Genomic DNA, 23,476 nt, shown 5'->3' on the forward strand with positions numbered 1-23,476 from the left:
GCCAGACGTGCCGCACTGTCTGGGAATCCCTCGTGAGCCCGGGAGGCCTGTGTGGAGTTCCTTCGAGAAGATCCCCAGCGTGCAGCCGATTTCGTCGCGCTCGGCGGCACCGTCCTCACCCTCGACGCGGCGGGGAGACGGGTCCGCGCGCTGGCCGCGAGCGGCGGGCGGATCACCGCGCTCGGTTCCGAACGGGAGATCTCGCGGCTGATCGGCCCGGAGACCACCGTGCTCGACCTGGCGGAGCGCACGGTGATCCCCGGTTTCGTCGAGTCCCACAACCACCCGGCGTTCTTCGGGATGACGCTGGCCGCGCCGGTCGACGCCGGCAGCCCGCCCAACGACACCATCGCCGACATCGCCGGCCGGGTCGCGCAGGCGGCCAAGGATCTCGGGCCGGGGGAGTGGATCCGCGGTTTCCGTTACGACGACACACTGCTCGCGGACGGCCGTCATCCGACGCGCGCGGACCTCGATCCCGTCTCCGGTCGCAATCCCGTGGTCCTGACCCATGTTTCCGGGCATTTCTGCACCGCGAACTCGCTCGCCCTGCGCGAAGTCGGGATCACCGCCGAGACCCCGGACCCGCCCGGCGGCCTCATCGTGCGCGATGCCCGGGGCGAGCCGACCGGGGTACTCGTCGAGACGGCGGCCTTCCTCGTCACGTCCCGGCTTCCCGGGCAGAGCGCGGGCGAACTGGCCGAAGCCCTGCTGCTGGCGGATGAGGAATACCTCGCCAACGGCGTGACTTCCGTGCACGACACCGGGATCGGTCTCATCGGCGGCGCGGCGGAGCTGGAGGCGTACTCGCTGCTGAGGCGAGCCGGGAAGCTCCGCGTCCGGGTGCGTGGCTACCTGTTCGACGGCCTGCTTCCCGGCCTCGACGAGGGCGAACCGGAAGCCCCGCAAGACGGCGCGGACGACAAGTTCGCGATGACCGGCGTCAAGATCGTCACGGACGGGTCGATCCAGGGCAAGACCGGTTGCCTCGCGGAGGGCTACACCTGCGACCCGGACGAGCACGGCATGATGCTGCTCGAACCCGCCGACCTCGGCCGCCGGATCGCCGCGCTCGACGCGGCGGGCTGGCAGGTCGCCGTGCACGGCAACGGGGACGCGGCGATCGACGCGATCATCGACGGCTATTCGCGGCTGGGCTCGCCGCGCGGCACCGGCAGGCGGCACCGGATCGAGCACTGCCAGACGGTGCGCGAAGACCAGCTGGACCGGATGGCGGCCCACGACGTCCTCGCGTCGTTCTTCGTCAAACACGTCTACTACTGGGGAGATCGGCATCGTGACGTCTTCCTCGGCCCCGAGCGGGCCCGCCGGATCAGCCCGCTGGTCTCGGCCCGCTCGCGCGGAATCCACTTCGGACTGCATTCGGACACCCCGGTGACCCCGGTGCCGCCGCTGGAGGGGATCTGGTGCGCGGTACGCCGGATCACCAGGCAGGGCAAGGTGCTCGGCCCGGAACAGGCCGTGGACGTCGACGCCGCGCTGCGCGGCTACACGATCGACGCCGCGTACCTGGCTGGTGAGGAGGACGTCAAGGGCAGCCTGGAGGTCGGGAAGCTCGCCGATCTCGCGGTGCTCTCCGGTGACCCCACCACGATCGACCCGGACCGGATCCGCGAGCTGACCGTGGACGCAACCGTCAGTGGCGGCGAGGTCGTCTGGCGGCGCGAGACGACGGGAGCGACACGATGATCCGTAGCTGGCCGAGTGTCCTCATCGGACTGTTCGTCCCCGCTTTCGCCCTCCTGGCGGGGATTCTGCTGCTCTCCGGATCGACAGCATCGGTGCTGGGCATCCCGGTGCTGTTCTTCTGGGTCTTCTGCTGCTGCCCGCTGACCACCCTGTGCCTGTGGATCAGCTGGCGTTTCTTCGACCGCGCCCACTACCCGGAGGACGACTGATGCTGATCGCGATCGTGGCGGTGGTGATGGCGGGTTCGATCGGGCTCGCGGTATGGGCGGGACGGTCGACACGCGGCGGCGGGATCTCGGAGTTCCTCGTCGGCGGCCGGTCGTTCCCGGCGTGGCTGGTGTACTTCCTCGCGGTCGGCGAGGTGTACAGCATCGGGACGATGATCGGGTTCCCCAGCGGCATCTACGCGCACGGCGCGAGCTACGGGATCTGGTTCCTCGGCTACATCCTGCTCGCGTACTCGCTGGGCTATTTCCTGGCGCCGCTGGTGTGGCGGGCGGCGAAACGGTACGACGCGATGACCGTGCCCGACGTGTTCGGGCGGCATTTCGGCAGCAGGCGGCTGGAGCTGATCACCTGTGTCACGATGCTGATCGCGCTGGTCCCGTGGGGGCAGTACCAGTTCATCGGGCTCCAGGTGGTGCTGAGCAACCTGGGGTTGCGGCTGGATCCCGTGCAGTGCGTGGTACTGGCGGGCATCGTGGCGTTCGTCTACATCGCCGTCTCCGGCGTGCGGTCGCCCGCGTTCGTGTCGATCCTCAAGGATTTCTTCATGCTGCTCGGCGTCGTGCTCGTCGGGGTGGCCGTCGTGATCGCCGCCGGCGGCACCGCGAAGGTCAGCGGACCCGAGGTGCTGAGCGCGGCTCAGACCACCATGGGCGGCTCGGAACTCACGTTCGCGATGACGACGATCCTCTTCCAGAGCATCGTGTTCTATCTCGGTTTCGGCGGCGCCTACGTGTTCCCGGCCCGTTCCGAACGCGCGGTGAAGAGTTCGACGGTGTGGATGCCGATGTACATGCTGATCTACCCGTTCCTGGTGCTGGCCGCCTACTACGGTGTGCGCGCGCATCCGGACCTGGAGAACCCGAACACGGTGTTCATGGTGACGGCCAAGGGTTTGCTGCCGGACTGGCTGCTGGGCCTCGTCGCCGCCGGTGCCGCGCTGTCGGGTGTGCTGGTGCTCGCCGCGACCGCGCTCACCATCGGCGGCATGGTCTGCCGCAACCTCGCGCCGAACGTCCCGGCCGCGGCGCAACGGCGGTGGACCGTCGTCGCGGTGGCGAGTTTCCTGGTACTGGCGGCGGTATTGACCCTCGTCGCGTCGACGTTGATGCTCACCATCCTGAACCTGACGTACAACCTGCTCGCCCAGGTCGTCCCCGGCTGGCTCGCGATCCTGTTCGTGCGCCGGGTGCGGACGGCCGCGGTGGCCGCCGGAATGGTCACCGGGGTGCTCACGGCGATCGCCCTGTACGTCACCGGCGCGACGTTCGGCGGTTTCAACGCGGGGCTGGTGTCGCTCGGGGTGAACCTGGCCGTGGTGGCGATCTGGAGCCTGGCGGCGCCGGACAAAGCGCGGACCCCGGTGGCGAAGTCGGCCGACAGCGCTCCAGACCCGGAGGCGGTTCCGTCGCTCAGCCGGTGACACGAGCGATCACGCGTGATTGAACGCGTAACTCGCGTGCTTGAAGGCGTAACTCGCGTGATCAGAGGCGTAACTCGCGTGATTGAAGGCGTAACTCTCGTGATACGGCTAACTCGACCGGGTCCGCCACGACCGCAGGGCGAGACGCCGCGCGGGCGGAGGTGCCGAGGCTTCTTCGGGCGCCTGCTCACCGTAGACCGCCTTCGCGACCGAGAGTTTCAGCTCGCGGCACCGCCGGACGACGTGGGGCGGGAAGCCGGTACCGGTCGGCCGGTCCGGTGTCCCGCCCGTCTCGGCGTCGAACGACGTCCAGCCCGAGCCGAGGTCGATCAGGCTGCGGTGTTTGGTCGTGTAGTACCCGCGCGTCACGCTCATCGCGAGGCCGGTCGCGCCCGCCGCCGCGGCGACGAGGTGCAGGTGGTACCGGCTGGAGATCCAGGTCTGCCCTGGCGCCATCGGCGGGCCGTGGCGCCAGATGTCGCGGAACGGATGGAATTCCGCGCCGGCGAGTTCGTGCTCCAACAGCGCCGGAACGGCGCGGTCGACCCGGGGGATCCCCTCGACGACGGCGAGCTGCTCGGGGTGGATCTCCCACGCCCGCACCAGACCCAGCACCTGGGCGGCCAGTACGGACGGCTCGAACGCACCGATGTCGGACTGTACGCAGAGGACGAATTCGCGCGCCTGCGCGGCGGCCCTGGGCTCGGGCGGTTCCAGGAAGACGTCGTCGCAAGTCCGGGCGACCCCGGGAAGCAGTTCCGCCGACGGATCGTCGCGGACGTCGACGACGTCGAACCGGTCGGTGAGCGACCGGAGCAGGTCGGTGGCGCCGGACGGGAACGGCGTCAGGCCCTGCCCGGTCATGGCCGTGCGGGCACCCGATCGCCGAGCGGCGGCCGCGGCGCCCGCGATCAGCCCGATATGCCGTGGCCACAACGCGTTGAGGTAGCCACCGCCGATCAGGTGCACCACGTCGGTCCGGCCGAGGAGGTCGATACCGGCGTCCCAGCGCGGCGCGAGCCCGGGGTCGTCCACCGCCGACTGCACCCAGCGCGCCACTTCCCACGGATCGTCCGACGGTGCCTCACCGCACAGCCGCCACAGCGTGTCCGTGCAGCGGAGCCGCGGATGCAGCCCGTCCAAGAGCACTCGCGCGGGTCCCGGCGAGTGGGTGTCGAGCCAGACGTCGGCCTCCGGGGCGATCCGCGCCAGATGGCGCAGCCACGTCGCCGCGATCAGTTCGTCGCCGTAGTTGGGAAAACCGCTCGGGCCGATCAGATAGTGACAAGCGCGGGTGGGCGGATCGCTCCGCCCACCCGCGCTTCCGTCGAAGGTCACTGCGCGACGGTGATCTGCGTGTCCAACGCCTGATCGCCCTGCGCCTTCTCGTTGCCGGTCGCTTCGGTCTTGACGCGATCCTTGGCCACGCCCGCGGCTTCCAGCGCGGCGGTGATCGCCTCGGCGCGCTTTTCCGACAGCGCCTTGGACTTTTCCGCGTCGGGGTAACCCGCATGGGTGGCGACGGTGATCTTGACGTCGTTGCCCTGCATGGCCTTGGCGATCTCGCCGAGTGCCGTCTTGCTCTTTTCGGTCAGTTCGGCGCTTTCCGTGGTGAAGGTGATCGGCGACTGCTGGAGCGCCTGCTGGATCGCGGCGGTCACCTTCTGCGCCGCCTCACCGCCGGCCTGACCCGCGTCTCCGGTGCCCGCTCCCGAAGAAGCCGGGGCGCCGGCGCCGGAGGACGACGCGGCGGCCGCGCTTGAAGCGGTTCCATTCGCGCCGGATGTCCCAGCCGCACCGTTTTCGCCCTCGGATCCGCACGCGGCGACCAGGCCGGCCACGATCGCGACGCCCGTTACCGTCCGGGCAATTTTCCTGCGCATGAAGTTCGAACTCCCTTTGGCCGTGTCCGCTTTGGCTGACCCCAGGGATACGAACACGAACGGGCTAAACGCGCCAACCGTGATCGTGTGTGACTGACCTCGGCCGTGTCGTGGGCATGGTGTAGAGAAATCGCGTCGACCAGGAAACCTTTTGTCGTGACGGACTCACAGATCGCACTCGTATGGCCGCGAACGGTCGGCAAGTCCACCCGAGTGAGCGACCACCCCTGCCGTCCCCGCGTCTTGCTCGTCGAGGTTTTCCCTTACTGGAAAGGAGAACTCTCCGACTCACCCATCCGTCGCGTTCGAGTTGCCGCACCCGGCGAATGGACTTTGATGGAGGTATGCGCCGGTCTTCGGCGTATTCGAACCAGGTGAGGAGTTCTCGTGGGTATCGACTTCGAAGGCATGAAGGACAAGGTGAGCGGGGAGCACGTCGACAAGGCCGCCGATTTCGCGAAGTCCCGCTTCGGTGAACACTCCGACAAGATCGACTCGGCCGCCGACAAGGCCAAGGGTTTCCTCGGCGAGTCCGGTGGCGAACAGCAGAACGAAGGACAACAGCAGGGCGGCGGTTTCGGTAACGACGCACCCGGCGGCCAGGGTGGCAACGAGTACGGCGGCGACCAGGGACAGCGCGCCGACTTCGGTGGCGACCAGGGCAATGAATACGGCGGCGACCAAGGGCAGCGCGCCGAGTTCGGCGGGAACAGTGGTGAAGAGGGTGGCTACGGCCGCTGAGCCACCCGCGGCTCAGGGAAGGGAACCGGCGGCGTTCAGCGCCGGGAGAGCAGTTCGAGGACGTCCCGGAACGGCGCGTACCCGGACGTGACCGAGGTGTCGAGAACCCGGGAGCGGCGGTAGAAGGGACTCAGGTCGAGCCCCACGCCGATCCCGCTGATCTCGACGCTGTTCTCCTCTCGCAGCACCGTTTCCCGCAGATGCTCGTCCAGGTAGTGCGGATCGTTCGCGAGGCTCGTCGCGCCGTCCATGGGGCTGCCGTCGGAGAGGACGAGCAGGATCCGGCGTGCCTCCGTTCGCGCGCGCATCCGGCCGCAGGCCCAGGCGACCGCCTCGCCGTCGATCCCTTCCCGGAACAGATCGGCCTTCAGCAGCGCCGCGAGGTCCGGGCGCGCCCGGCGCCACGGGGTTTCGGCGTCCTTGAACACGAGGTGCAGGCGTTCGTTGAGCCTGCCGGGATGGCGCGGCCGTCCCGCTCGCCTCCACTCCCGCCCGGGTCCGCCGCCGTTCCAGGCGCCGGTCGTGAAGCCGAGTACCTCGCAGGTGGCGCCGGCGAGTTCGATCGACCGCGCGAAGAGGTCGGCCAGCGCGGCGACGGGTTCGGCGTGCGCGGTCATCGAACCCGAACAGTCGATCAGGAACGTCACGAGGGTGTCCGCCACCGGCTCGATCCGTTCGGTGCGGAAGATCCGGCGTTCGGTGGGGGAGCTGATCAGCTGCGCCAGGGTGCGGCCGTCGAGCTGACCTTCCTCCTGGCCGCCGTCCCAGCCGTCGCGCGCGGGCTCGGCCAGCACCGCCTTGAGGTCGCGAGCCAGCCGTCCCGGGCCGACGCCCTGCCTGGCGACCCGCCGGTCGAGCCGTTCGCGGAGTTCCGCCAGCAGCGCGGGGCGCACCAGGTCCGACGCCCGTCGTTCGCGGTCGTACGCGGTGGTGAAAACCCGGTACGCCGCACCGGATTCGCCCAAGGTCCGGCTGGTACCGGCGGTCGCGGTGGGAATCTGTTCGCCGTGGCTCGCGTCGAAGTCGATCACGAGACTGAACCGCGGGTCGGTGGGATCGCCCTCGTCCTCGGCGTTCTGTTCGGTCCCGGCGAGCAGGCCGCCGGTCGTCCGGGCGATCGCCAGCGCGTGTTCGGCGAACGCCTTCTGGTCCGTCCGGTGCCGCCGCAGCCCGGCGAGGTCGTGGCCGAGGGAAGGCGCCAGCGCGAACCTGGTCGCCTCGATGAGGTCCTCGGTCTCCTCGACCACCGGTTCGCCGGTGATCCGCGACCGGCAGATCTGCGCGACCGTGTACAGCAGCAAACCGCGTGCGGTCTCGGTCAGGCCGGAGCGGTGGAATTCCAGTGACCAGCGCAGATGACGGAGGCGTAGGTTCCGCCGCATTCCCGGCAGGTCCGCGGGCGGGAGCGACTCGACGCGGAACTGTTCCAGGAGTTCGAAAATCCCGCGTTCGGCCGGGTCTCGCGGGCATAGGCTCCGGTGCAGGGCGGCGTCGGAGGACGTCAGGCGCAGCGCCATCCCGTCCGCGATCCCGCGAACCGACAGCAGATCGTCGTCGGCAGCGTGACGGAGATGCGGGGCGTGCAGGGGTAGTGGTTCGCGGCCGCGATGCAAGCGCCGTGCCCGGAAGTGGAGCGCCGGATCGCCGGTGAGCGCCCGGACCGCGGCCGCGCACAGCTCCTCGACCTGGTTGCGGCGCCGGGTTTCCGCCTGCCCCGTGGTCATGCCGAGAGCAGGTGGAGCTCGTCGTCGAAGCAGCGCTGGAAGTATTCCGCCACCAGGTCCCGCTCGGCTTCGTCGCATTTGTTCACGAAGGACAGCCGGAACGCCGTCGCCGGATCACCGAAGATCTCGATGTTCTCCGCCCAGGTGATCACGGTGCGCGGGGACATCAGGGTGGACAGGTCACCGGCCTGGAAACCCTTGCGGGTCAAGGCGGCCACCGCGACCAGCGACGCCGCCAGCGACTCGGAGACGCCGGGGACCCGCGCCCGCACGATCGCGATCTCCTCGGCGGCGGGCAGGTAGTTCAGCGACACGACGATGTTCCAGCGGTCGATCTGCGCGTGGTTCAGCCGCTGCGCGCCGTGGTAGAGCCCGTTGAGGTTGCCGAGCCCGACCGTGTTGGCGGTGGCGAAGAGCCGGAAGGACGGATGCGGCCGCAGGACGCGGTTCTGATCGGTGAGGGTGAACTTGCCGTCCCGTTCGAGCACGCGCTGGAGCACGAACATGACTTCCGGGCGGCCGGCGTCGTACTCGTCGAGCACCAGTGCGACCGGCCGCTGCAGCGCCCACGGGAGGATTCCCTCCTGGAACTCGGTGACCTGCTTGCCTTCGCGCAGCACGACGGCGTCGCGGCCGACGAGGTCGAGGCGGTTGAGGTGACCGTCCAGGTTGACGCGCACGCACGGCCAGTTGAGCCGCGCGGCGACCTGCTCGATATGGGTCGATTTCCCGGTGCCGTGCAGGCCCTGCACCAGCACCCGGCGGTCGCGGGTGAAACCGGCGAGCAGGGCCAGCGTCACGTCCGGGTTGAAGCGGTACGCCTCGTCGATCTCGGGGACGTGCTCGCCGCGCTCGCGGAACGCGCCGACGACGAGATCCGAATCGATGCCGAAGACTTCGCGTACCGGGAGCCGTAGCTCGGGGACCATGAGAACTCCTTACGACGGAACACTTTCCGGTTCGGACCCGCCCTCGGCGTCGACGCGGCTGATCGCTTCGGCCGCGCGCTGCAACGCGGGGAGTGTCTGCAGCGCCTTGTCCGGCGTCAGCCGCATTACGGGCGCCTGCACGGCGACGCAGAGGTTGGCGCGCCCCGGCACGAGGACCGCGACGCACACCAAGCCGGGCAGGAACTCTTCGTCGTCGAGCGCGAACCCGTCGCGGCGGATGCGGGTGAACTCGGCTTCGAGCGCGTCGAGGTCGGTGAGGGTCTTGTTCGTGTACTGCTTGAGCGGCGCGTGCGCGAGCAGCTTCCGCCGCTGCGACGGGCTCATCTGCGCGAGGATCATCTTGCCGCTGGCCGAACAGTGGATCGGCACGCGCGAGCCGGGCCGGAGGTAGAACCGCAGCGGTTCCGGCGTCTCCACCCGGTCGAGGTACACGATCTCGTTGCCCGACAACGTGGTCACGTTGCAGCTCTCGCCGAGTTCGTCGACGAGGTGGCGCAGGACGGCGTGCCGGGCGCCGTGGTGGGTCGCGTTGAGGAGCAGGTTCTCCGCGAGCCGTCGCAGCCGGTGGCCGGTGCCGTAGTGGCGGCCGTCGGCCTGGCGGACCAGCAGGCCGGCCCCTTCGAGCTGCTGCAGCATGCGGTGCAGCGTCGGTTTCGGCAGGCCGGTCTCCTCGACGAGCCCCTGCAGGGAGACCAGCTGGTCCTTGGCGGCGATCAGCTCGAGCAGGGAGAACAGCCGCATGGTCGGCGTGTCCCCGTTGATCGGATCGGGTTCGCGAAGCAGCTCCATGTTTCGAAAAGTAGCACACAGCGTCTCGGTTTCCAGAATCCGACGTTGACGCTCGCCGATCCGCGTCCTATCGTCGGCCGCATCCTGATTTCAGGAACGCCACGTATCGTTTTTTGTAAATCTGCCTGTCGAAGGAGCGGAACATGACGGAACGGAAGACGGGTGACGGCCGCGTGGTCGTCAGCGGCCGGAAGAAGATGACCCCGTCCGAGGCCTTCGTCGAGACGCTCGTGGCGAACGGCGTCACCGACATCTTCGGCATCATGGGGTCGGCGTTCATGGACGCGATGGACATCTTCGCGCCGGCCGGCATCCGCCTGGTACCGGTCGTCCACGAACAGGGCGCCGGGCACATGGCCGACGGGTACGCCCGGGTGAGCGGCAGGCACGGCGTCGTCATCGGGCAGAACGGTCCCGGGATCAGCAACTGCGTCACCGCGATCGCCGCCGCCTACTGGGCGCACAGCCCGGTCGTCATCGTGACGCCGGAAGCGGGCACGATGGGCACCGGCCTCGGCGGTTTCCAGGAGGCCAACCAGCTGCCGATGTTCCAGGAGTTCACCAAGTACCAGGGGCACGTCAACAACCCGAAACGGATGGCCGAGTACACCGGCCGGTGCTTCGACCGGGCCCACTCCGAGCTCGGCCCGACGCAGCTCAACATCCCGCGCGACTTCTTCTACGGCGAGATCGAGGCCGAGATCCCGGAGCCCGCCAGGCTCGATCGCGGTCCCGGCGGCGAGCGGAGCCTCGACGAGGCCGCCGCGCTGCTGGCCACGGCGGAGTTCCCGGTGATCATCTCCGGTGGCGGCGTCGTGATGGCCGACGGCGTCGAGGAGTGCAAGGCGCTCGCGGAACGTCTCGGCGCGCCGGTGGTGAACAGCTATCTGCACAACGACTCGTTCCCGGCGAGTCACCCGCAGTGGTGCGGGCCGCTGGGGTACCAGGGTTCCAAGGCCGCGATGAAGCTGATCTCGCAGGCGGACGTCGTGATCGCGCTCGGCTCGCGGCTCGGCCCGTTCGGCACCCTGCCGCAGCACGGCATGGACTACTGGCCCAAGGACGCGAAGATCATCCAGATCGACGCGGACCACAAGATGCTCGGCCTGGTCAAGAAGATCACCGTCGGCATCTGCGGCGACGCCAAGGACGCGGCGGTCGCGCTGACCAAGCGCCTCGCGGACAGGACGTTGGCCTGTGACTCCACAAAGGACGCTCGCGCGGCGAAGATCAAGGCGGAGAAGGACGCGTGGGAGGCCGAACTCGACGCCTGGACCCACGAGACCGACCCGTTCAGCCTCGACATGATCGCGGAACAGGAGAGCGAGGAGGGCAACTGGCTGCACCCGCGGGAAGTGTTGCGGGAGCTGGAGAAGGCGATGCCGCCGCGCGTGATGGTGTCGACCGACATCGGCAACATCAACTCGGTCGCGAACAGCTACCTGCGCTTCGAGGAGCCGCGCAGTTTCTTCGCCCCGATGAGCTTCGGCAACTGCGGGTACGCGCTGCCGACCATCATCGGCGCCAAGGCCGCCGCGCCCGACCGGCCCGCGATCTCCTACGCCGGCGACGGCGCGTGGGGGATGAGCATGGGCGAGATCATGACCGCCGTCCGCCACGACATCCCGGTCACAGCGGTGGTGTTCCACAACCGGCAGTGGGGCGCGGAGAAGAAGAACCAGGTCGACTTCTACAACCGGCGGTTCGTCGCGGGCGAACTGGAGAGCGAGAGCTTCGCGGGGATCGCGAAGGCGATGGGGGCGGAAGGCATCGTCGTGGAGAAGCTCGACGAGGTCGGTCCCGCCCTGCAGCGCGCCGTCGACGCGCAGATGAACGAGGGCAAGACGACCGTCATCGAGATCATGTGCACCCGTGAGCTGGGCGACCCGTTCCGTCGGGACGCGCTCTCCAAGCCGGTGCGGTTCCTGGAGAAGTACAAGGACTACGTGTAGAGCGGCGTTTTGCGCGTGAAGGCCCCCTTCCCTCGGCTCAGCCGAGGGAAGGGGGCCTTCACGCGCTTTGGGGTCGGGTGTCGATGAAGGAAGCGCAATTCCTTCATGAACGCCCCGCTGCCGCCCTCGGGCTGGTTGTTGGGGCAGGGGCACGTTGCGAAAGCCACTTTCGCAACCTTCAACGTTGCGAAAGTGGCTTTCGCAACGCCGATGCGGGCCGGCGTGGGTCTGGCTGGTGGGTGGGTCGCGAAAGCCACTTTCGCGACATGGGCACCCCGGCCAACTGGACCCATCGATCGCCGCCGCTCTGGTGCTGGGCCGGTGCCAGCCGGGTTGCGAAAGTCAGAGCACAGACTCGTGTCTCGAAGGAGGTCTCCGGTGGACGTCACCCAGCTGCGAGCGCAGGCCCGCAGGCATCTCGGCCCGCACTTCACCCGCAAGGACACCTGGGCCTCGGATTTCCCGGTGTTCGTACGCGGCGAGGGAAGCTACCTGATCGACACCGAAGGACGCCGCCATCTCGACGGTCTCGCCGGGCTCTTCTGCGTCAACATGGGCCACGGGCGCGCCGACATCGCCAAGGCCGCCGCCGACCAGGTCGGCACCCTGGCCTACGCGAGCAACTGGGGTTCGGCGCACACCCCGGCGATCGAGGCGGCCACGCTGCTGGCCGAACTCGCGCCCGGCGACCTCGGGACGACGTTCTTCGTCAACTCGGGCTCGGAGGCGGTCGAAACCGCGCTGAAGTTCGCCCGGCAGTACCACCGCAGCCAGGGGCAGCCCGAGCGGACGAAGATCATCAGCCGCGACATGGCCTACCACGGCACGACCATCGGCGCCCTCTCGGTGACCGGACTGGCGAAGATCAAGGAGCCCTTCGGCCCGCTCATGCCGGGCGTCCGGCACGTGCCGAACACGTTGGGACTGCTGGGAGACTGCGGTCCGGCGTCCGAATTGGACTGTGTCACGGCGATCGAGCGGGTCATCCTGGAGGAAGGGCCGGAGACGATCGCGGCGCTGTTCGCCGAACCGGTGCAGAACGGCCGCGGCGCGCTGGTGCCGCCGAAGGGGTACTGGCCCGCTTTGCGCGCCCTGTGCGACAAGTACGGCATCCTGCTCGTGTCCGACGAGGTCATCTGCTCGTTCGGCAGGCTGGGCCACTGGTTCGGGCACGGCGTCACCGGGGTCGTGCCGGACCTGATCACCTTCGCCAAGGGATCGACGTCGGGGTACGCGCCGCTCGGCGGGGTGATCGTGCGCGAGAAGCTGGTCACCGAGCTGTACGACTCACCCAAGGGCGGCCTCTTCACCCACGGCGCGACGTGGGGCGGCCACCCGGTCGCCACCGCCGTCGCCGTCGCGAACCTCACCGCGATGCGGGACGAGCGCGTGCTCGACAACGTGCGCACCGAGGGCCCGGAGCTGTTCGCCGCGCTGAACTCGCTCAAGTCCGCACACCGCTGCGTCAAGGACGTCCGCGGCACCGGGTTCTTCTACGCCATCGAGCTGATGGCCGACCGCGACAGTGGCCGGGAGCTGACCGAGGCCGAGTCGTTGAAGGTGCTTCGCGAGGTGCTCCCGGAGGCGTTCCGGCGCACGGGCGTCATCCTCCGCGGCGACGATCGCGGCGCGACGATGTTGATGATCTCGCCGCCGCTCGTCGCCGATCGCGAGGTGCTCACCGAGCTTCTCCACGGCGTGGACGCGATGCTCAACGACGTCGAGAAGGCCGTCCAGCCCTGATCCTCTGTTCACCACGTGGGGGTCGCCGTCTTCCGGCGGCCCCCACTTCGTTCGTGGAGGTACTTCTATGAGCCTGACCACCGAGGTCACGCCGGACGCCACGCTCGACGGCTGGCGGGAGGCGTTGCGCGGCCGGAATCTCCGCGTCGCCTTGCCGGACGGCGACGACGATCGCGCCGTCCGCGCCGCGCTGAAGCTTCGGGACGAGGGGATCGTGCGGCCGCTGCTTTTCGGTGACGGGGCGCGCCTTCGCGCGGCAGGGGCCACGGAAGACCTGATCGTGGACGTCGCCGACGCCCTCGCCGACGACCGGATCGAGGCCGCCCTGGCAGCGGGATTCGCGCGTCGTCCGGAGCACCTCGACGCAGCCCGGCGCGATCCGGTGTTCGTTGCGGCCGCCGCCTTACGGGCGGGTGTCGTGGACGCTTGTGTCGCCGGTGCGACCCGGCCGACCGCCGACGTCCTGCGCGCGGGGCTCCGGGTCGTGGGCCTGGCCCCGGGAGTGTCCACTTTGAGCAGTTGCTTTCTGCTGCTGCTCCCGGACGGGCAGCGGCTGACCTTTTCGGACTGCGCCGTGGTCCCCGAGCCGGGCGCGGAACAGCTGGCGGACATCGCCCTCGCCGCCGCGGCGACCCATCGCGGCCTGACGGGTGAAGACCCCGTGGTCGCGATGCTGTCGTTCAGCACGCAGGGGAGTGCCGCCCACCAGCGCGTCGACGTCGTCCGCGAGGCGACTTCGCTGGTGCGGCAGCGGGAACCGGGTCTCCCCGTGGACGGCGAGTTGCAGTTCGACGCCGCGCTGGTGGCGTCGATCGCGGCGGCCAAGGCACCCGGATCCGCGGTCGCCGGCCGCGCGAACGTCCTCGTCTTCCCGAATCTGGACGCCGGCAACATCGGCTACAAGATCGCCGAACGGCTCGGCGGTGCCGTCGCGCTCGGCCCGATTCTCCAGGGCCTCGCCGCGCCGCTCAACGATCTCTCCCGCGGCTGCTCGGCCTCCGACATCGAGACCCTCGCGCTCCTGAGCGCCGTCCAAGCTAGCCGAGCAGGGCGAGGGTGACGTAGGCGATGGTGCCGACGAGCAGCGTGGAGAGCAGGCCGAGCAGCAGCGCCCGGCCGCCGGTGCGGACCAGGGTGCCGATCCGGACCGCGCAGCCCAGCCCGAAGAGCGCTCCCGCCAGCAGCAGCGTGCAGACCACCTTGGCGACGTCGAGCGCGGCACCCGGCAGGATCCCGGTACTCCGTACCACCACCATCGCCAGGAAACCGAGGACGAACAGCGGGACCAGCGGCGCGCGCTTCCCGCCGGCGGACGGGCGGCGACGGCGTTCGTGCACGCTGACCGCCGCGACCATCGGCGCCAGCAGGACGACCCGGCTCAGCTTCACCACCACGGCGACCGCGACGGCGGCGGTCCCCGCCGGGGTGGCGGCCGCGACGACCTGCGCGACCTCGTGCACGCCCAACCCGGCCCAGCCACCGATCCGCAGCGCGTCCATGTCCAGCCACCCGCCGAGCAGCGGGACCGCCGCGATCGCCAGGCCGCCGTAGAAGGTGACCAGGGCGACCGCGGTCGCGACGTCGGAGTCTTCACGCTCGACGACGCCTTCCATCGCCGCGATCGCCGACGCGCCACAGATGGAGAACCCGGTCGCGACCAGCATCGCGAGACCGCGTGGAACGCCGATCAGCCTGCCGAGCCCGATCGTGCCGAGGAACGTGAGGCCGACCGTCAACACGACCGCGAGCAATGTGCCAGGACCGAGGGAAAGCACCGAAGGGAGCGCGAGTTGCAAGCCGAGAAGGACGACACCGGCGCGCAGAAGCTTCTTCGTCACCTTCGCGATGGCTTGCCGGGTGCCGTCCGAGAGCACCGGGAGCGAGCCGGCGAGCACCCCGAGCACGACCGCGAGCGTGAGGGCGCTGAGCACGGGAACGGCGGTGCTCAGCAGGTACGCGACGGCCACACCGAGCGCGGTGACGGCGAGACCGGTCAGATGCGGCTTCGTCCGCCGCGCATACGTGGTGCTCATGCTGACGAGCGTCGTCCGGAGAGGACAGTGGCGGTAGCCGGGAATACGGCGGGTAGGTCATTCAGTTTGGCTATGACCGCGCCGGAGCTGGACTCGTTACGCCTGCTCGTCCTCGTCGGTGAACTGGGCAGTATCGGGCAGGCTGCCGCCACCCTCGGGATCGCGCAGGCTTCGGCGAGCAAGCGGCTGTCCTTTGTGGAGCGACGGCTCGGCCTGGTGCTGCTGGACCGGACCCGCCGCGGTTCCGTGCTCACCCCGGACGGTCGCGTGATCGCCGGCTGGGCGCGCCGCGTGCTCACCGAGCTCGACGGGCTGCTGGACGGGGCCGAGGCCCTGCGGACCCGGCACGAGGCCGGACTCCGCGTCGCGGCGAGCATGACACTGGCCGAACACCTGGTCCCGGGCTGGATCGGCGAGCTCAAACGCGCGAACCCCGGCCTCTACCTCGGCCTCGAGGTCACGAATTCGGATCAGGTGGCCGCACTGGCCCGCGAGGGTAAGGCCGACCTCGGTTTCGTCGAGTCACCAGGCTCGCTGCCCGGTCTCACGTCGCGGAAGGTCGCGAGCGACCACCTCGTGGTGGTCGTCTCCGGTCCCCACCCCTGGGCGCGCGAACGTCGTCCGCTGACCTCGGCGGAGCTGGCGAGCACGCCGCTCGTGGTGCGGGAACACGGCTCCGGAACCAGGGAGACCGTCGACGCCGCCTTGCGCCGGGCCGGGGTGGGGCCGGTGAAACCGTTGCTGGAGCTGGGTTCCGCTTCCGCCGTCCGCAACGCCGTGATCGCGGGCGCCGGCCCCGCGGTGATCAGCGCACTGGACGTCACCGGCCACGATCTCGTGCCCGTCACGGTGGAAGGTGTCGACTTCGGACGCGTTCTGCGCGCGGTGTGGCCGGCCGGACGGCGCCTCGACGGCCCGGCGGCGCAACTGCTGGCGTTGGCGACGCGCCAGCAGTCCTGAGTGGTATCTGGACCCCTTTCCCACATCGTAACTGGCCCTCGCTCAGGGCCCGACTTGTTCCTACGGTGACCGGAACCACAATGGAGCTCCCAGCGCCACCGCCCCGGCGGTGCGTGCGAGAAGGAGGAGACGTGACTTCAGCGTCCGACCCGGCACAGAGCAGCGGCCTGAAACCAGGGCTCAAGCAGCGACATATGAACCTGATCGCCCTCGGCGGCGTCATCGGGGCCGGGCTGTTCGTCGGCAGCGGCGTGGTCATCCAGTCGGCCGGTCCGGCCGCGGTGGTCTCGTTCCTCATCGCGGGCCTGATCACCGTGCTCATCATGCGCATGCTCGCGGAGATGACGATCGCCAAACCCGCGCTCGGCTCGTTCTACGTCTACGCGAGGGAAGCGCTCGGCAATCGCGCGGGTTTCGCCGTCGGCTGGATGTACTGGTACTTCTTCGTCATCGTCGTGGCGGTCGAAGCCGTCGCGGGCGGCCGGATCCTGCAGCTGTGGGTACCGGACGTGCCACTGTGGGTGCTCAGTCTCGGCCTGCTCCTGATCCTCACCGGCACCAACATGGTCTCGGCCCGGTCCTACGGCGAGTTCGAGTACTGGTTCTCCTCGATCAAGGTCGTCGCGATCGTCGTCTTCCTGGTCGTCGGCGCCCTGTACCTGTTCGGATTCTGGCCGGGCGCCCAAGGTGGACTGACGAATCTGGTCTCCCACGGCGGATTCGCGCCACTCGGGATCGGCGCGGTACTCGCGGCGGTGGTCCCGTGCATCGGCTTCTACACCGGCGCGGAGATCGTCACCATCGCCGCCGCCGAGTCCGCGGAACCGAAGAAGGCGATCGCGAAGGCCATGCGGTCGATCATCTTCCGAGTGGTGCTGTTCTACGTCGGTTCGGTGTTCCTCGTCGTCGCGATCAAGTCCTGGGACGATCCGGCGACCGCGGTGAGCCCGTACGCCGCCGTGCTGGAGGTGCTCGGCATCCCGGCGGTGGCCACGATCATGAACGCGATCGTCCTGACGGCGGTGCTCTCCTGCCTGAACTCGGCGCTGTACACCTCGTCGCGGATGCTGTTCGCGCTCACCAGCAACGGCGACGCGCCGAAGGCCTTCACGAGGCTTTCCCGCAGCGGTGTGCCGCGGCGCGCGATCCTGGCGGGGACCGCGATCGGGTACGTGTCCGTCATCGCCGCCTACACCTCGCCGGACCTGATCTTCCAGTTCCTGGTCAACTCCTACGGCGCCGTGGCGCTGTTCGTGTACCTCTCGATCGCGCTCGCGCAGGTGCGGCTCCGCCGCAGGCTGGAACGAGAGGATCCGGACAAGCTCACGCTCAAGATGTGGCTGTTCCCGTGGCTGAGCTACGCGACCATCGCGCTGATGGCCGCGGTGATCCTGGCGATGGCGCTGCTGCCGTCGACGCGCTCGCAGTTCTGGCTCAGCGCGGTGACGCTCGCGTTGATCCTCCTCGGATTCGAGATCCGCCGCCGGCGGGGGAGGCCGGTGGCCAAGGTGCCCGGCGGGCCCGTCGATCCCGTTCCCGGCGAACCCGCGCGGGACGCGGCCTCGGCCGCCGTCCGGGAGTGACCCCGCGAGCACCCTGAAGCTCGGCCCGCCCGCGGGTTCTCTCGCGGGCGGGCCGTTCCTTTTCACCGGCTCACGGTGATCTCCCTGGTCACGCCGGCGAGTTTTTCGGGATTGCGGACGTGGTAGGCGCCGGTGACATAGCCGTTTTCCACCCGGACCGCCAGCACGCCGTCGATCTCTCCGCCGACCCGGATGAGCAGACCGGGGCCGCCGTTGACCTGTACCGGTTCGACGGACCTTTCCGCCTCGCGTTTCCACCAGCCGACGGCCAGTAGCCGGGCCACCTGGTCCGCGCCCACGATCGGCCGCAGCAGGGCGTGTTTCACTCCGCCGCCGTCGCTGAGCGCGACGACGTCCGGCGCGAGGATGTCGAGCAGGCCCTGCAGGTCGCCCGTTTCCACCGCCGACTGGAACGCCTGGAGCGCGGCCCGATGCTCGGCCGGTGATCCGGTGCCGCGCGGTTTGCGCGCGGCGACGTGGGCCCGCGCCCGGTGGGCGATCTGGCGTACGGCGGCGGGAGTCTTGTCGACGGCCTTGGCGATTTCGTCGTACCCGACGGCGAAAACCTCGCGCAGCACGAAGACCGCCCGCTCGGTCGGCGCGAGTGTCTCCAGCACCAGCAGCATCGCCATCGAGACGCTGGCGGCCAGTTCGACGTCCTCGGCGACGTCGGGAGTGGTCAGCAGGGGTTCGGGTAGCCACGGGCCGACGTAGGACTCCTTGCGCCTGCCGAGCGTCCGCAGCCGTTTGAGCGCCTGCCGGGTGGTGATCCGCACCAGGAACGCACGCGGATCCAGCACCGTGTCGAACGCGACGCCCGCCCAGCGCAACCACGTTTCCTGCAGGACGTCCTCGGCGTCGGTGGCCGAGCCGAGCATTTCGTAAGCCACGGTGAAAAGGAGGTTGCGATGGGTCACGAACGCTTCGGTCGCCGGGTCCATGGCGCCCTGCGCCTCGGGTCGTTCACTCATCGCCGGTCCTCGCTCGGGTCGTATCGGTCGTGTTTTGCCCATACGACCCCGGCCGGCACCGTTTTGTGACAGTCAGCCCGTTCCCAGCCAGTCGCGGAGCGCGGCGACGAATTCCTCGGGTGCGTCGGACTCGACGTAGGTGCCGGCGCCCTCGACGATCACGGTCCTGTGGTCGGGGAAGGTCGCTTCGAGGCGTTCGCGTTCCTGGGGACGGAAGGCGATGTCGGCGTCGCCCCACACGATCAGCGTCGGCAGGTGGGCGACGTCGGCGAGGCCCGCCTCGACTTCGGTGAAGAAGGCTCGGCTGGCGAGCGTCCGGCCGGGGAACACGGCGGAAGACTGCCGCCGCGCGGGGGTGTCCAGCGCCCGGCGGTAATGGGTCATCTCGGCCGCGGTCGGTTTCCGCCGCCGGTGGCCGGTGGGGATGAACGTGTTGACGAGGAGGTTGAACCGCCGGACCAGGAAACGACCGGCGGGGCCGCCGATGACGCGGGAGAAGGCCTCGAAATGGAGGATCCCATTGACCGGCCAGGCCCAGGTGTTCGCGAGCACGAGCCGATCGAAGGCGTCTGGCCGTCGCTGAGCGGCGGCCAGGCCGATCAAGCCGCCCCAGTCCTGCCCGACGAGGGTCGCTTTCTCGATGCCGAGCGCGTCGAGGAACCCGGTGACCACGTCCGCGTGCTCCTCGGGCCAGTAGCGATAGCCGGGCTTCGACATCGACAGCCCGAAGCCCGGGTAGTCGAGGGCGACGCACCGGAAATCTCCGCGCAGCGCGCGGATGACGTCGCGCCAGAGGAACGACCAGGTCGGATTGCCGTGCAGGAACACCAGCGTGGGCCCCGAGCCCTCGTCGACGTAGTGCACGGTGTTCCCGTCGATGTCGACGAAGCGGCTCTCGAACGGGAACAGGTCGTCGTCGACCCAGGCGGGCCGGACGCTCTCGGTGATGTCGGCCATGGCGGCCCCCTCCAGCCTCGGGATGCTTGAGTTTTTCACGCGCGCTTGAAAACATCAAGCAATGCGGAGTTACGGTCAGTACTGTGGGCTCGCCCGGGCGCTCGACGTCGTCGGCGACCGGTGGAATCTGCTCATCGTCCGCCAGCTCCTGATCGCCCCCGCCCGGTATCGGGAGCTGCTCGACGGGCTTCCCGGCGTGGCCACCAATCTGCTCGCCGATCGCCTCCGCGACCTCGAGGCCGCCGGCGTGGTCGAACGGAACCTGGCCGAGGGGTCCAACGCCGTCGTCTACGCCCTCACGGAGTGGGGCGCCGGGCTGCGAGAGCCGATCGAGGGCCTCGTCCGGTGGTCCACCCCGCTCATGATGCGAGGGCCGGACGGCGATCGCTTCGACGCCGCATGGCTCGTCGTCGCCCTTCGAGCGTTGCTGCCCGGCGGGCACCGGTCGCCGGCGATCGGTATCGAGGTGGACGGCAGCCTGTTCCGGTTGCGAGCGGCGCCCGGTGGAACGGAGGTCGAGAAGCACGACGGAGGTGAACTTGACGCCGTCCTCCGGGCGGACGCGGCGATCGTTCTCGGGCTGGCGGCGGGTGCGCTCGAGCTCGACGACGTCGCCGGGCTCGTCGGCATCGAGGGGGACGAAGGCGCGGTGCGGGACCTCCTGCAGACCCGGCACACGGTCCCTCGGGCATGATCGGCTCATGCGCGTCTTGTCGGAGAGTCAGCTCGGTTCCATCCTGGCGGGCGTTCCCGCGTCATGCCCCCGGGTGGTGGTGAGCGGGAACTTCGCCACCCCGATGCGGGCACTGAAGGTGCTGGACACGGCGCTCGCGGAGTACCGGCTGTTCGCGTTGAACGCGCAGGCCGGAATGCCGGACCGCGAAGGTGTGCTGCTGGAGACGCCGTTCGTGGGTGCCGGGATGCGCGGTCGCGCCGGGCTGCGGTACTTCCCGTCGCGGCTGTCGCTGGTGCCGCAACTGCTCAAGACAGCGTTGCCGCCGGACATCGTCCTGCTGCACACCTCGGTTCCGGTGGACGGCATGGTGTCGCTGGGTACGGAGGTGAACATCCTGCCCGCGGCCGTCGAGGCGGTGCGGGCGCGCGGGGGCCTGGTCGTCGCGCAGCTCAACCCGGAGATGCCGTTCGTCCACGGCGACGGAGTTCTGCCTGCCAGCGAGATCGACTACGCCCTCGACGTGGCCGAGCCGCTCCTGTCGCCGGTCCCGCGGCCGGTGGGGGACACGGCGCGGACCATCGGTGAGCGGGTGGCGGGCCTGGTCGAGGACGGCGCGACCCTGCAACTGGGCATCGGCGGGATCCCGGACGCGACACTGGCCGCGGTGACCGGGCGGCGCGGGCTCGCGATCTGGTCGGAGATGTTCAGCGACGGCGTGCTCGCGCTCGACCGCGCCGGGGCCCTCGATCCGGCCGTGCCGGTGACGGCGTCGTTCGTGTTCGGCACCGCGGAGCTGTACCGCTGGCTCGACCGCAATCCGCGGGTTCGCTTGCTGCGCACGGAAAAGACGAACGATCCCGCCGTGATCGCCCGGCAGCGCGGCCTGGTGTCGGTGAACAGCGCTCTCGAAGTGGATCTGTTCGCGCAGGCCAACGCGAGCCGGGTGCGCGGCGCGATCTATTCGGGATTCGGCGGGCAGACCGACTTCGTGGTCGGGGCGTTGCATTCACCGGGCGGGCGGGCGATCATCGCGCTGCCGTCGTGGCATCCGAAGGCCGACGTCTCCACGGTCGTGCCGCGGCTGGCCGGGCCGGTGACGTCGTTCCAGCACAGTTTCCTGGTGAGCGAACACGGCGTCGCGACCATCTGGGGCAACGATTCGAGCGAACAGGCGCAGCAGATCGTCGACCACGTCGCGCATCCCTCGGCCAGGGAAGAACTCGTGACGCGGGGCCGGGAACTGGGTTTCGCGCTCTCGTAGTGCCGGTTTTCCTTGCGGGTGCGGGGCACGTTGCGAAAGTGGCTTTCGCAACGTTGACGGTTGCGGAAGTGGCTTTCGCAACGCCGGGCATGTCCCGAAAGCCACTTTCGCGACGTCCGGTGTCCCGAAAGTGGCTTTCGCGACGTGGGCGCCGGGCATCGGCACCCACCGGTGGGGACGTGTGAGCGGCCGGCCCGGCCAGTCGTCAGTTCTGGGCACCTTCCTTATCCGGGTCGAGGTCGATCCGGTCCCGCCTCGCGCCTTCCGGCTTGCTCGTGAGTGGCGCCGAAAGGGAAGCCGGCGTCACGCGTTCGAGTTTCGTCCAGCCGGTCCAGCCTCGCGTTCTCAGCAGCTCGATCAGCCGGCGGGCCGGCGGGGCGGTGTCGAAGGCGAGCGCGTCCATCAGCTCGGCGAACGGCGGTGCGACGTCGGTGTCGCCGACATAGGCCTCGTTCCGCTCGTCCGCCATCCGCGTGATGTGGACGGCCAGCTTGTCGGCGAGCTCGATCAGCTCGGCATCGTCGTCGCTCCGGTCGAGCGCCTGCCCCAGGGTGCGATAGAAATCGATGAGCGGCGGATCGGCGAGCTGCTCCTTCTTGCGCACCGCCCACTCCGGGATCCGTTCGGGTGAGTGCGCGGCCAGCAGGATCCAGCCGTCCCGCTCGACCTGGACGATCCGCTCGTCGACGGCGTGCGCCCGCAGCCGGTCGAGAATCTCGACCACCTCCGGCGGCAGCACCAGAGCGTCCCCGGACGCGAGCCGGGCGATCCGCTCGCGATGCCGTTGCCGTTGGCGGATTTCGGCGCGCAGCCGCTCGTCGATGTCGGCGACCGCCGCGGCGAACTCGCGTTCGTCGGCCTGGAGCAGTTCCCGCACTCGCGACAGCGGGACCCCGGCTTCGGCGAGGGTCCTGATCCTGACCAGCTCGATCACCGCACCGGCGTCGTACCGCCGGTAACCGGAATGGTCGCGCTCGGGCTCCGGCAGCAGGCCCTTGGCGTGATAGTGCCGCACCGCGCGCACTGTCACTCCCGCGCACGCCGCCAGCTCACCGATGGTCAACATGCGCTCAGTGTGCGGCAACGCGGATCAGCCGGGCGATCTCCCTGGCGTGGGTGACGACGAGCCGGTGGCCGGCGTCGAGCCACGACGTGGAGACGTGCGGCCGCTCGCGGGTGAGCCGTTCGACCCCGGCGCGCCAGTTCTCGTTGCGCCACCGCGCACGCTCGTCATCGCTGTCCCCGGCCATCGAGGACGCCATGATCAGGTGGATCGGACAGTCGATTCTCCGATACTGGTCAAGGATGCCCGAGCGCACCGCTTCGATCTCGATGTTGAGGTCGAGGAAGTCTTGAGGGGAAGCAGAACCTGACGCGCGGTGCCCGCGACCCGCTCGAATTCGGGCCGCAGTCCCTCCGCCATCGCCCGGAACTCCGGCAGGTCGGCTTCGGTGAGGAACGGTTCGGGCACCGGGTTCGCGCCGTCGACGAGGACGAGCCCGGACACGGCGTCCGGATGGCCGGCGGCGTAGTGCACGGCCAGGTCCGCGCCCAGCGAATGACCCACGAGAACGGCCCGCGGGCCGACGTAGCCCGACTCCGCCATGACAGCGCCGAAGTCGCCGAGGAACGCCTCGAAGGTGTACCGGCTACCGGGTGAGGAGAGGCCGTGACCTCTCAAGTCGAACGTCACCACGTCATGCTCGCGGCGCAGCAACCCGATCAACTCGTGCAGATCCGCCTGTGGCGTGAGCAGCCCGGGACACAGCACCAGCGGCCGTCCCCGGCCGCCGCGGGAACCCCGGATCGCGACGCCGTCGTGGTGGACCGTGAAATGGCTGTCTCGTGTGTTCATGGCAGCCATGCTGAGGGGTTGACCCTGCGTCAGGGTCAAC

General features: G+C 69.5%; 22 protein-coding genes. 11 read left to right on the forward strand and 11 right to left on the reverse strand.

The features are described 5' to 3' along the window. The first annotated feature begins 51 nt into the window (after positions 1–51). The 3 genes from H4W30_RS06290 to H4W30_RS06300 are packed head-to-tail and all read left to right on the forward strand — an operon-like array spanning position 52 to position 3,358. Positions 52–1,710: an amidohydrolase gene (locus tag H4W30_RS06290; protein ID WP_192741906.1), complete on the forward strand. Its 1,659-nt coding sequence runs from the start codon at positions 52–54 to the stop codon at positions 1,708–1,710. Next, positions 1,707–1,919, forward strand: a complete 213-nt coding sequence (locus tag H4W30_RS06295; RefSeq protein ID WP_037339284.1) for a DUF3311 domain-containing protein — start codon at positions 1,707–1,709, stop codon at positions 1,917–1,919. The genes H4W30_RS06290 and H4W30_RS06295 overlap by 4 nt, the downstream gene beginning before the upstream one ends. Beyond that, entirely contained in the window at positions 1,919–3,358 is a 1,440-nt protein-coding gene (locus H4W30_RS06300) for a sodium:solute symporter family protein (protein WP_192741907.1), read from the forward strand. Before H4W30_RS06295 ends, H4W30_RS06300 begins: the two co-directional genes overlap by 1 nt. A gap of 108 nt (positions 3,359–3,466) precedes the next feature. On the opposite strand, the gene H4W30_RS06305 is transcribed toward H4W30_RS06300, so the two are convergent. Beyond that, complete coding sequence (locus H4W30_RS06305; RefSeq protein WP_192741908.1) at positions 3,467–4,696, reverse strand: polysaccharide pyruvyl transferase family protein; 1,230 nt, start codon at positions 4,694–4,696, stop codon at positions 3,467–3,469. Continuing rightward, a complete protein-coding gene (locus tag H4W30_RS06310) occupies positions 4,693–5,298 on the reverse strand; it encodes an OmpA family protein (RefSeq protein ID WP_257486101.1) in 606 nt (201 codons plus the stop codon). Before H4W30_RS06310 ends, H4W30_RS06305 begins: the two co-directional genes overlap by 4 nt. 330 nt (positions 5,299–5,628) lie before the next feature. Here H4W30_RS06310 and H4W30_RS43610 point away from each other — a divergent pair, with 330 nt between their 5' ends. Next, positions 5,629–5,982 carry an antitoxin gene (locus tag H4W30_RS43610; protein ID WP_318780538.1) on the forward strand — a complete coding sequence of 118 codons (354 nt, stop codon included), beginning with the start codon at positions 5,629–5,631 and terminating at the stop codon, positions 5,980–5,982. A gap of 35 nt (positions 5,983–6,017) precedes the next feature. On the opposite strand, the gene H4W30_RS06320 is transcribed toward H4W30_RS43610, so the two are convergent. The 3 genes from H4W30_RS06320 to H4W30_RS06330 are packed head-to-tail and all read right to left on the reverse strand — an operon-like array spanning position 6,018 to position 9,445. Continuing rightward, positions 6,018–7,706 (reverse strand): cobaltochelatase CobT-related protein, encoded by a 1,689-nt coding sequence (locus tag H4W30_RS06320; RefSeq protein WP_192741909.1) that lies wholly within the window; start codon positions 7,704–7,706, stop codon positions 6,018–6,020. After that, positions 7,703–8,635, reverse strand: a complete 933-nt coding sequence (locus tag H4W30_RS06325; protein WP_192741910.1) for an AAA family ATPase — start codon at positions 8,633–8,635, stop codon at positions 7,703–7,705. Before H4W30_RS06325 ends, H4W30_RS06320 begins: the two co-directional genes overlap by 4 nt. A gap of 9 nt (positions 8,636–8,644) precedes the next feature. Continuing rightward, complete coding sequence (locus H4W30_RS06330) at positions 8,645–9,445, reverse strand: IclR family transcriptional regulator (protein ID WP_192741911.1); 801 nt, start codon at positions 9,443–9,445, stop codon at positions 8,645–8,647. 143 nt (positions 9,446–9,588) lie between these two features. On the opposite strand from H4W30_RS06330, the gene xsc reads away from it, so the two are divergent. From xsc to H4W30_RS06345, 3 genes are all read left to right on the forward strand, one after another. Beyond that, positions 9,589–11,397 (forward strand): sulfoacetaldehyde acetyltransferase, encoded by a 1,809-nt coding sequence (gene xsc / locus H4W30_RS06335; protein ID WP_126734247.1) that lies wholly within the window; start codon positions 9,589–9,591, stop codon positions 11,395–11,397. Between the two features lie 378 nt (positions 11,398–11,775). After that, positions 11,776–13,140: an aspartate aminotransferase family protein gene (locus H4W30_RS06340; RefSeq protein ID WP_192741912.1), complete on the forward strand. Its 1,365-nt coding sequence runs from the start codon at positions 11,776–11,778 to the stop codon at positions 13,138–13,140. A 67-nt stretch (positions 13,141–13,207) separates the two neighbouring features. After that, positions 13,208–14,200 (forward strand): phosphotransacetylase, encoded by a 993-nt coding sequence (locus H4W30_RS06345; protein ID WP_192741913.1) that lies wholly within the window; start codon positions 13,208–13,210, stop codon positions 14,198–14,200. Here H4W30_RS06345 and H4W30_RS06350 read toward each other — a convergent pair. Then, positions 14,178–15,173, reverse strand: a complete 996-nt coding sequence (locus H4W30_RS06350; protein ID WP_192741914.1) for a YeiH family protein — start codon at positions 15,171–15,173, stop codon at positions 14,178–14,180. The two genes, H4W30_RS06345 and H4W30_RS06350, sit on opposite strands and share 23 nt — an antisense overlap. A gap of 72 nt (positions 15,174–15,245) precedes the next feature. On the opposite strand from H4W30_RS06350, the gene H4W30_RS06355 reads away from it, so the two are divergent. Then, a complete protein-coding gene (locus tag H4W30_RS06355; protein WP_192741915.1) occupies positions 15,246–16,133 on the forward strand; it encodes a LysR substrate-binding domain-containing protein in 888 nt (295 codons plus the stop codon). 194 nt (positions 16,134–16,327) lie between these two features. After that, a complete protein-coding gene (locus tag H4W30_RS06360; RefSeq protein ID WP_192742459.1) occupies positions 16,328–17,716 on the forward strand; it encodes an amino acid permease in 1,389 nt (462 codons plus the stop codon). 62 nt (positions 17,717–17,778) lie between these two features. Here H4W30_RS06360 and H4W30_RS06365 read toward each other — a convergent pair whose 3' ends face one another. Both H4W30_RS06365 and H4W30_RS06370 read right to left on the reverse strand, forming a co-directional pair. Next, positions 17,779–18,687: an RNA polymerase sigma-70 factor gene (locus H4W30_RS06365; protein WP_225948792.1), complete on the reverse strand. Its 909-nt coding sequence runs from the start codon at positions 18,685–18,687 to the stop codon at positions 17,779–17,781. A 72-nt stretch (positions 18,688–18,759) separates the two neighbouring features. Further along, on the reverse strand, positions 18,760–19,644 hold the full coding sequence (locus tag H4W30_RS06370) for an alpha/beta fold hydrolase (RefSeq protein WP_192741917.1): 885 nt from the start codon (positions 19,642–19,644) through the stop codon (positions 18,760–18,762). A 61-nt stretch (positions 19,645–19,705) separates the two neighbouring features. Between H4W30_RS06370 and H4W30_RS06375 the strand changes: the two genes are divergently transcribed. Both H4W30_RS06375 and H4W30_RS06380 read left to right on the forward strand, forming a co-directional pair. Continuing rightward, on the forward strand, positions 19,706–20,338 hold the full coding sequence (locus H4W30_RS06375) for a winged helix-turn-helix transcriptional regulator (RefSeq protein WP_192741918.1): 633 nt from the start codon (positions 19,706–19,708) through the stop codon (positions 20,336–20,338). Between the two features lie 7 nt (positions 20,339–20,345). Then, a complete protein-coding gene (locus H4W30_RS06380) occupies positions 20,346–21,581 on the forward strand; it encodes an acetyl-CoA hydrolase/transferase family protein (RefSeq protein WP_192741919.1) in 1,236 nt (411 codons plus the stop codon). A 205-nt stretch (positions 21,582–21,786) separates the two neighbouring features. Here the strand turns inward: H4W30_RS06380 and H4W30_RS06385 are convergent, their stop codons facing one another. Genes H4W30_RS06385 through H4W30_RS06390 form a run of 3 tightly spaced genes read right to left on the reverse strand, consistent with a single transcriptional unit; the run spans position 21,787 to position 23,436 of the window. After that, complete coding sequence (locus H4W30_RS06385; protein ID WP_192741920.1) at positions 21,787–22,647, reverse strand: MerR family transcriptional regulator; 861 nt, start codon at positions 22,645–22,647, stop codon at positions 21,787–21,789. A gap of 4 nt (positions 22,648–22,651) precedes the next feature. Continuing rightward, the gene (locus H4W30_RS43615; RefSeq protein ID WP_225948793.1) at positions 22,652–22,843 is read right to left on the reverse strand and encodes a hypothetical protein; all 192 of its coding nucleotides are present in this window, start codon (positions 22,841–22,843) and stop codon (positions 22,652–22,654) included. A 2-nt stretch (positions 22,844–22,845) separates the two neighbouring features. Continuing rightward, entirely contained in the window at positions 22,846–23,436 is a 591-nt protein-coding gene (locus tag H4W30_RS06390; RefSeq protein WP_225948794.1) for an alpha/beta fold hydrolase, read from the reverse strand. Between the last annotated feature and the right edge of the window lie 40 nt (positions 23,437–23,476).

The organism is Amycolatopsis roodepoortensis (assembly GCF_014873915.1).
GTDB classification, from domain to species: Bacteria; Actinomycetota; Actinomycetes; order Mycobacteriales; family Pseudonocardiaceae; genus Amycolatopsis; species Amycolatopsis roodepoortensis.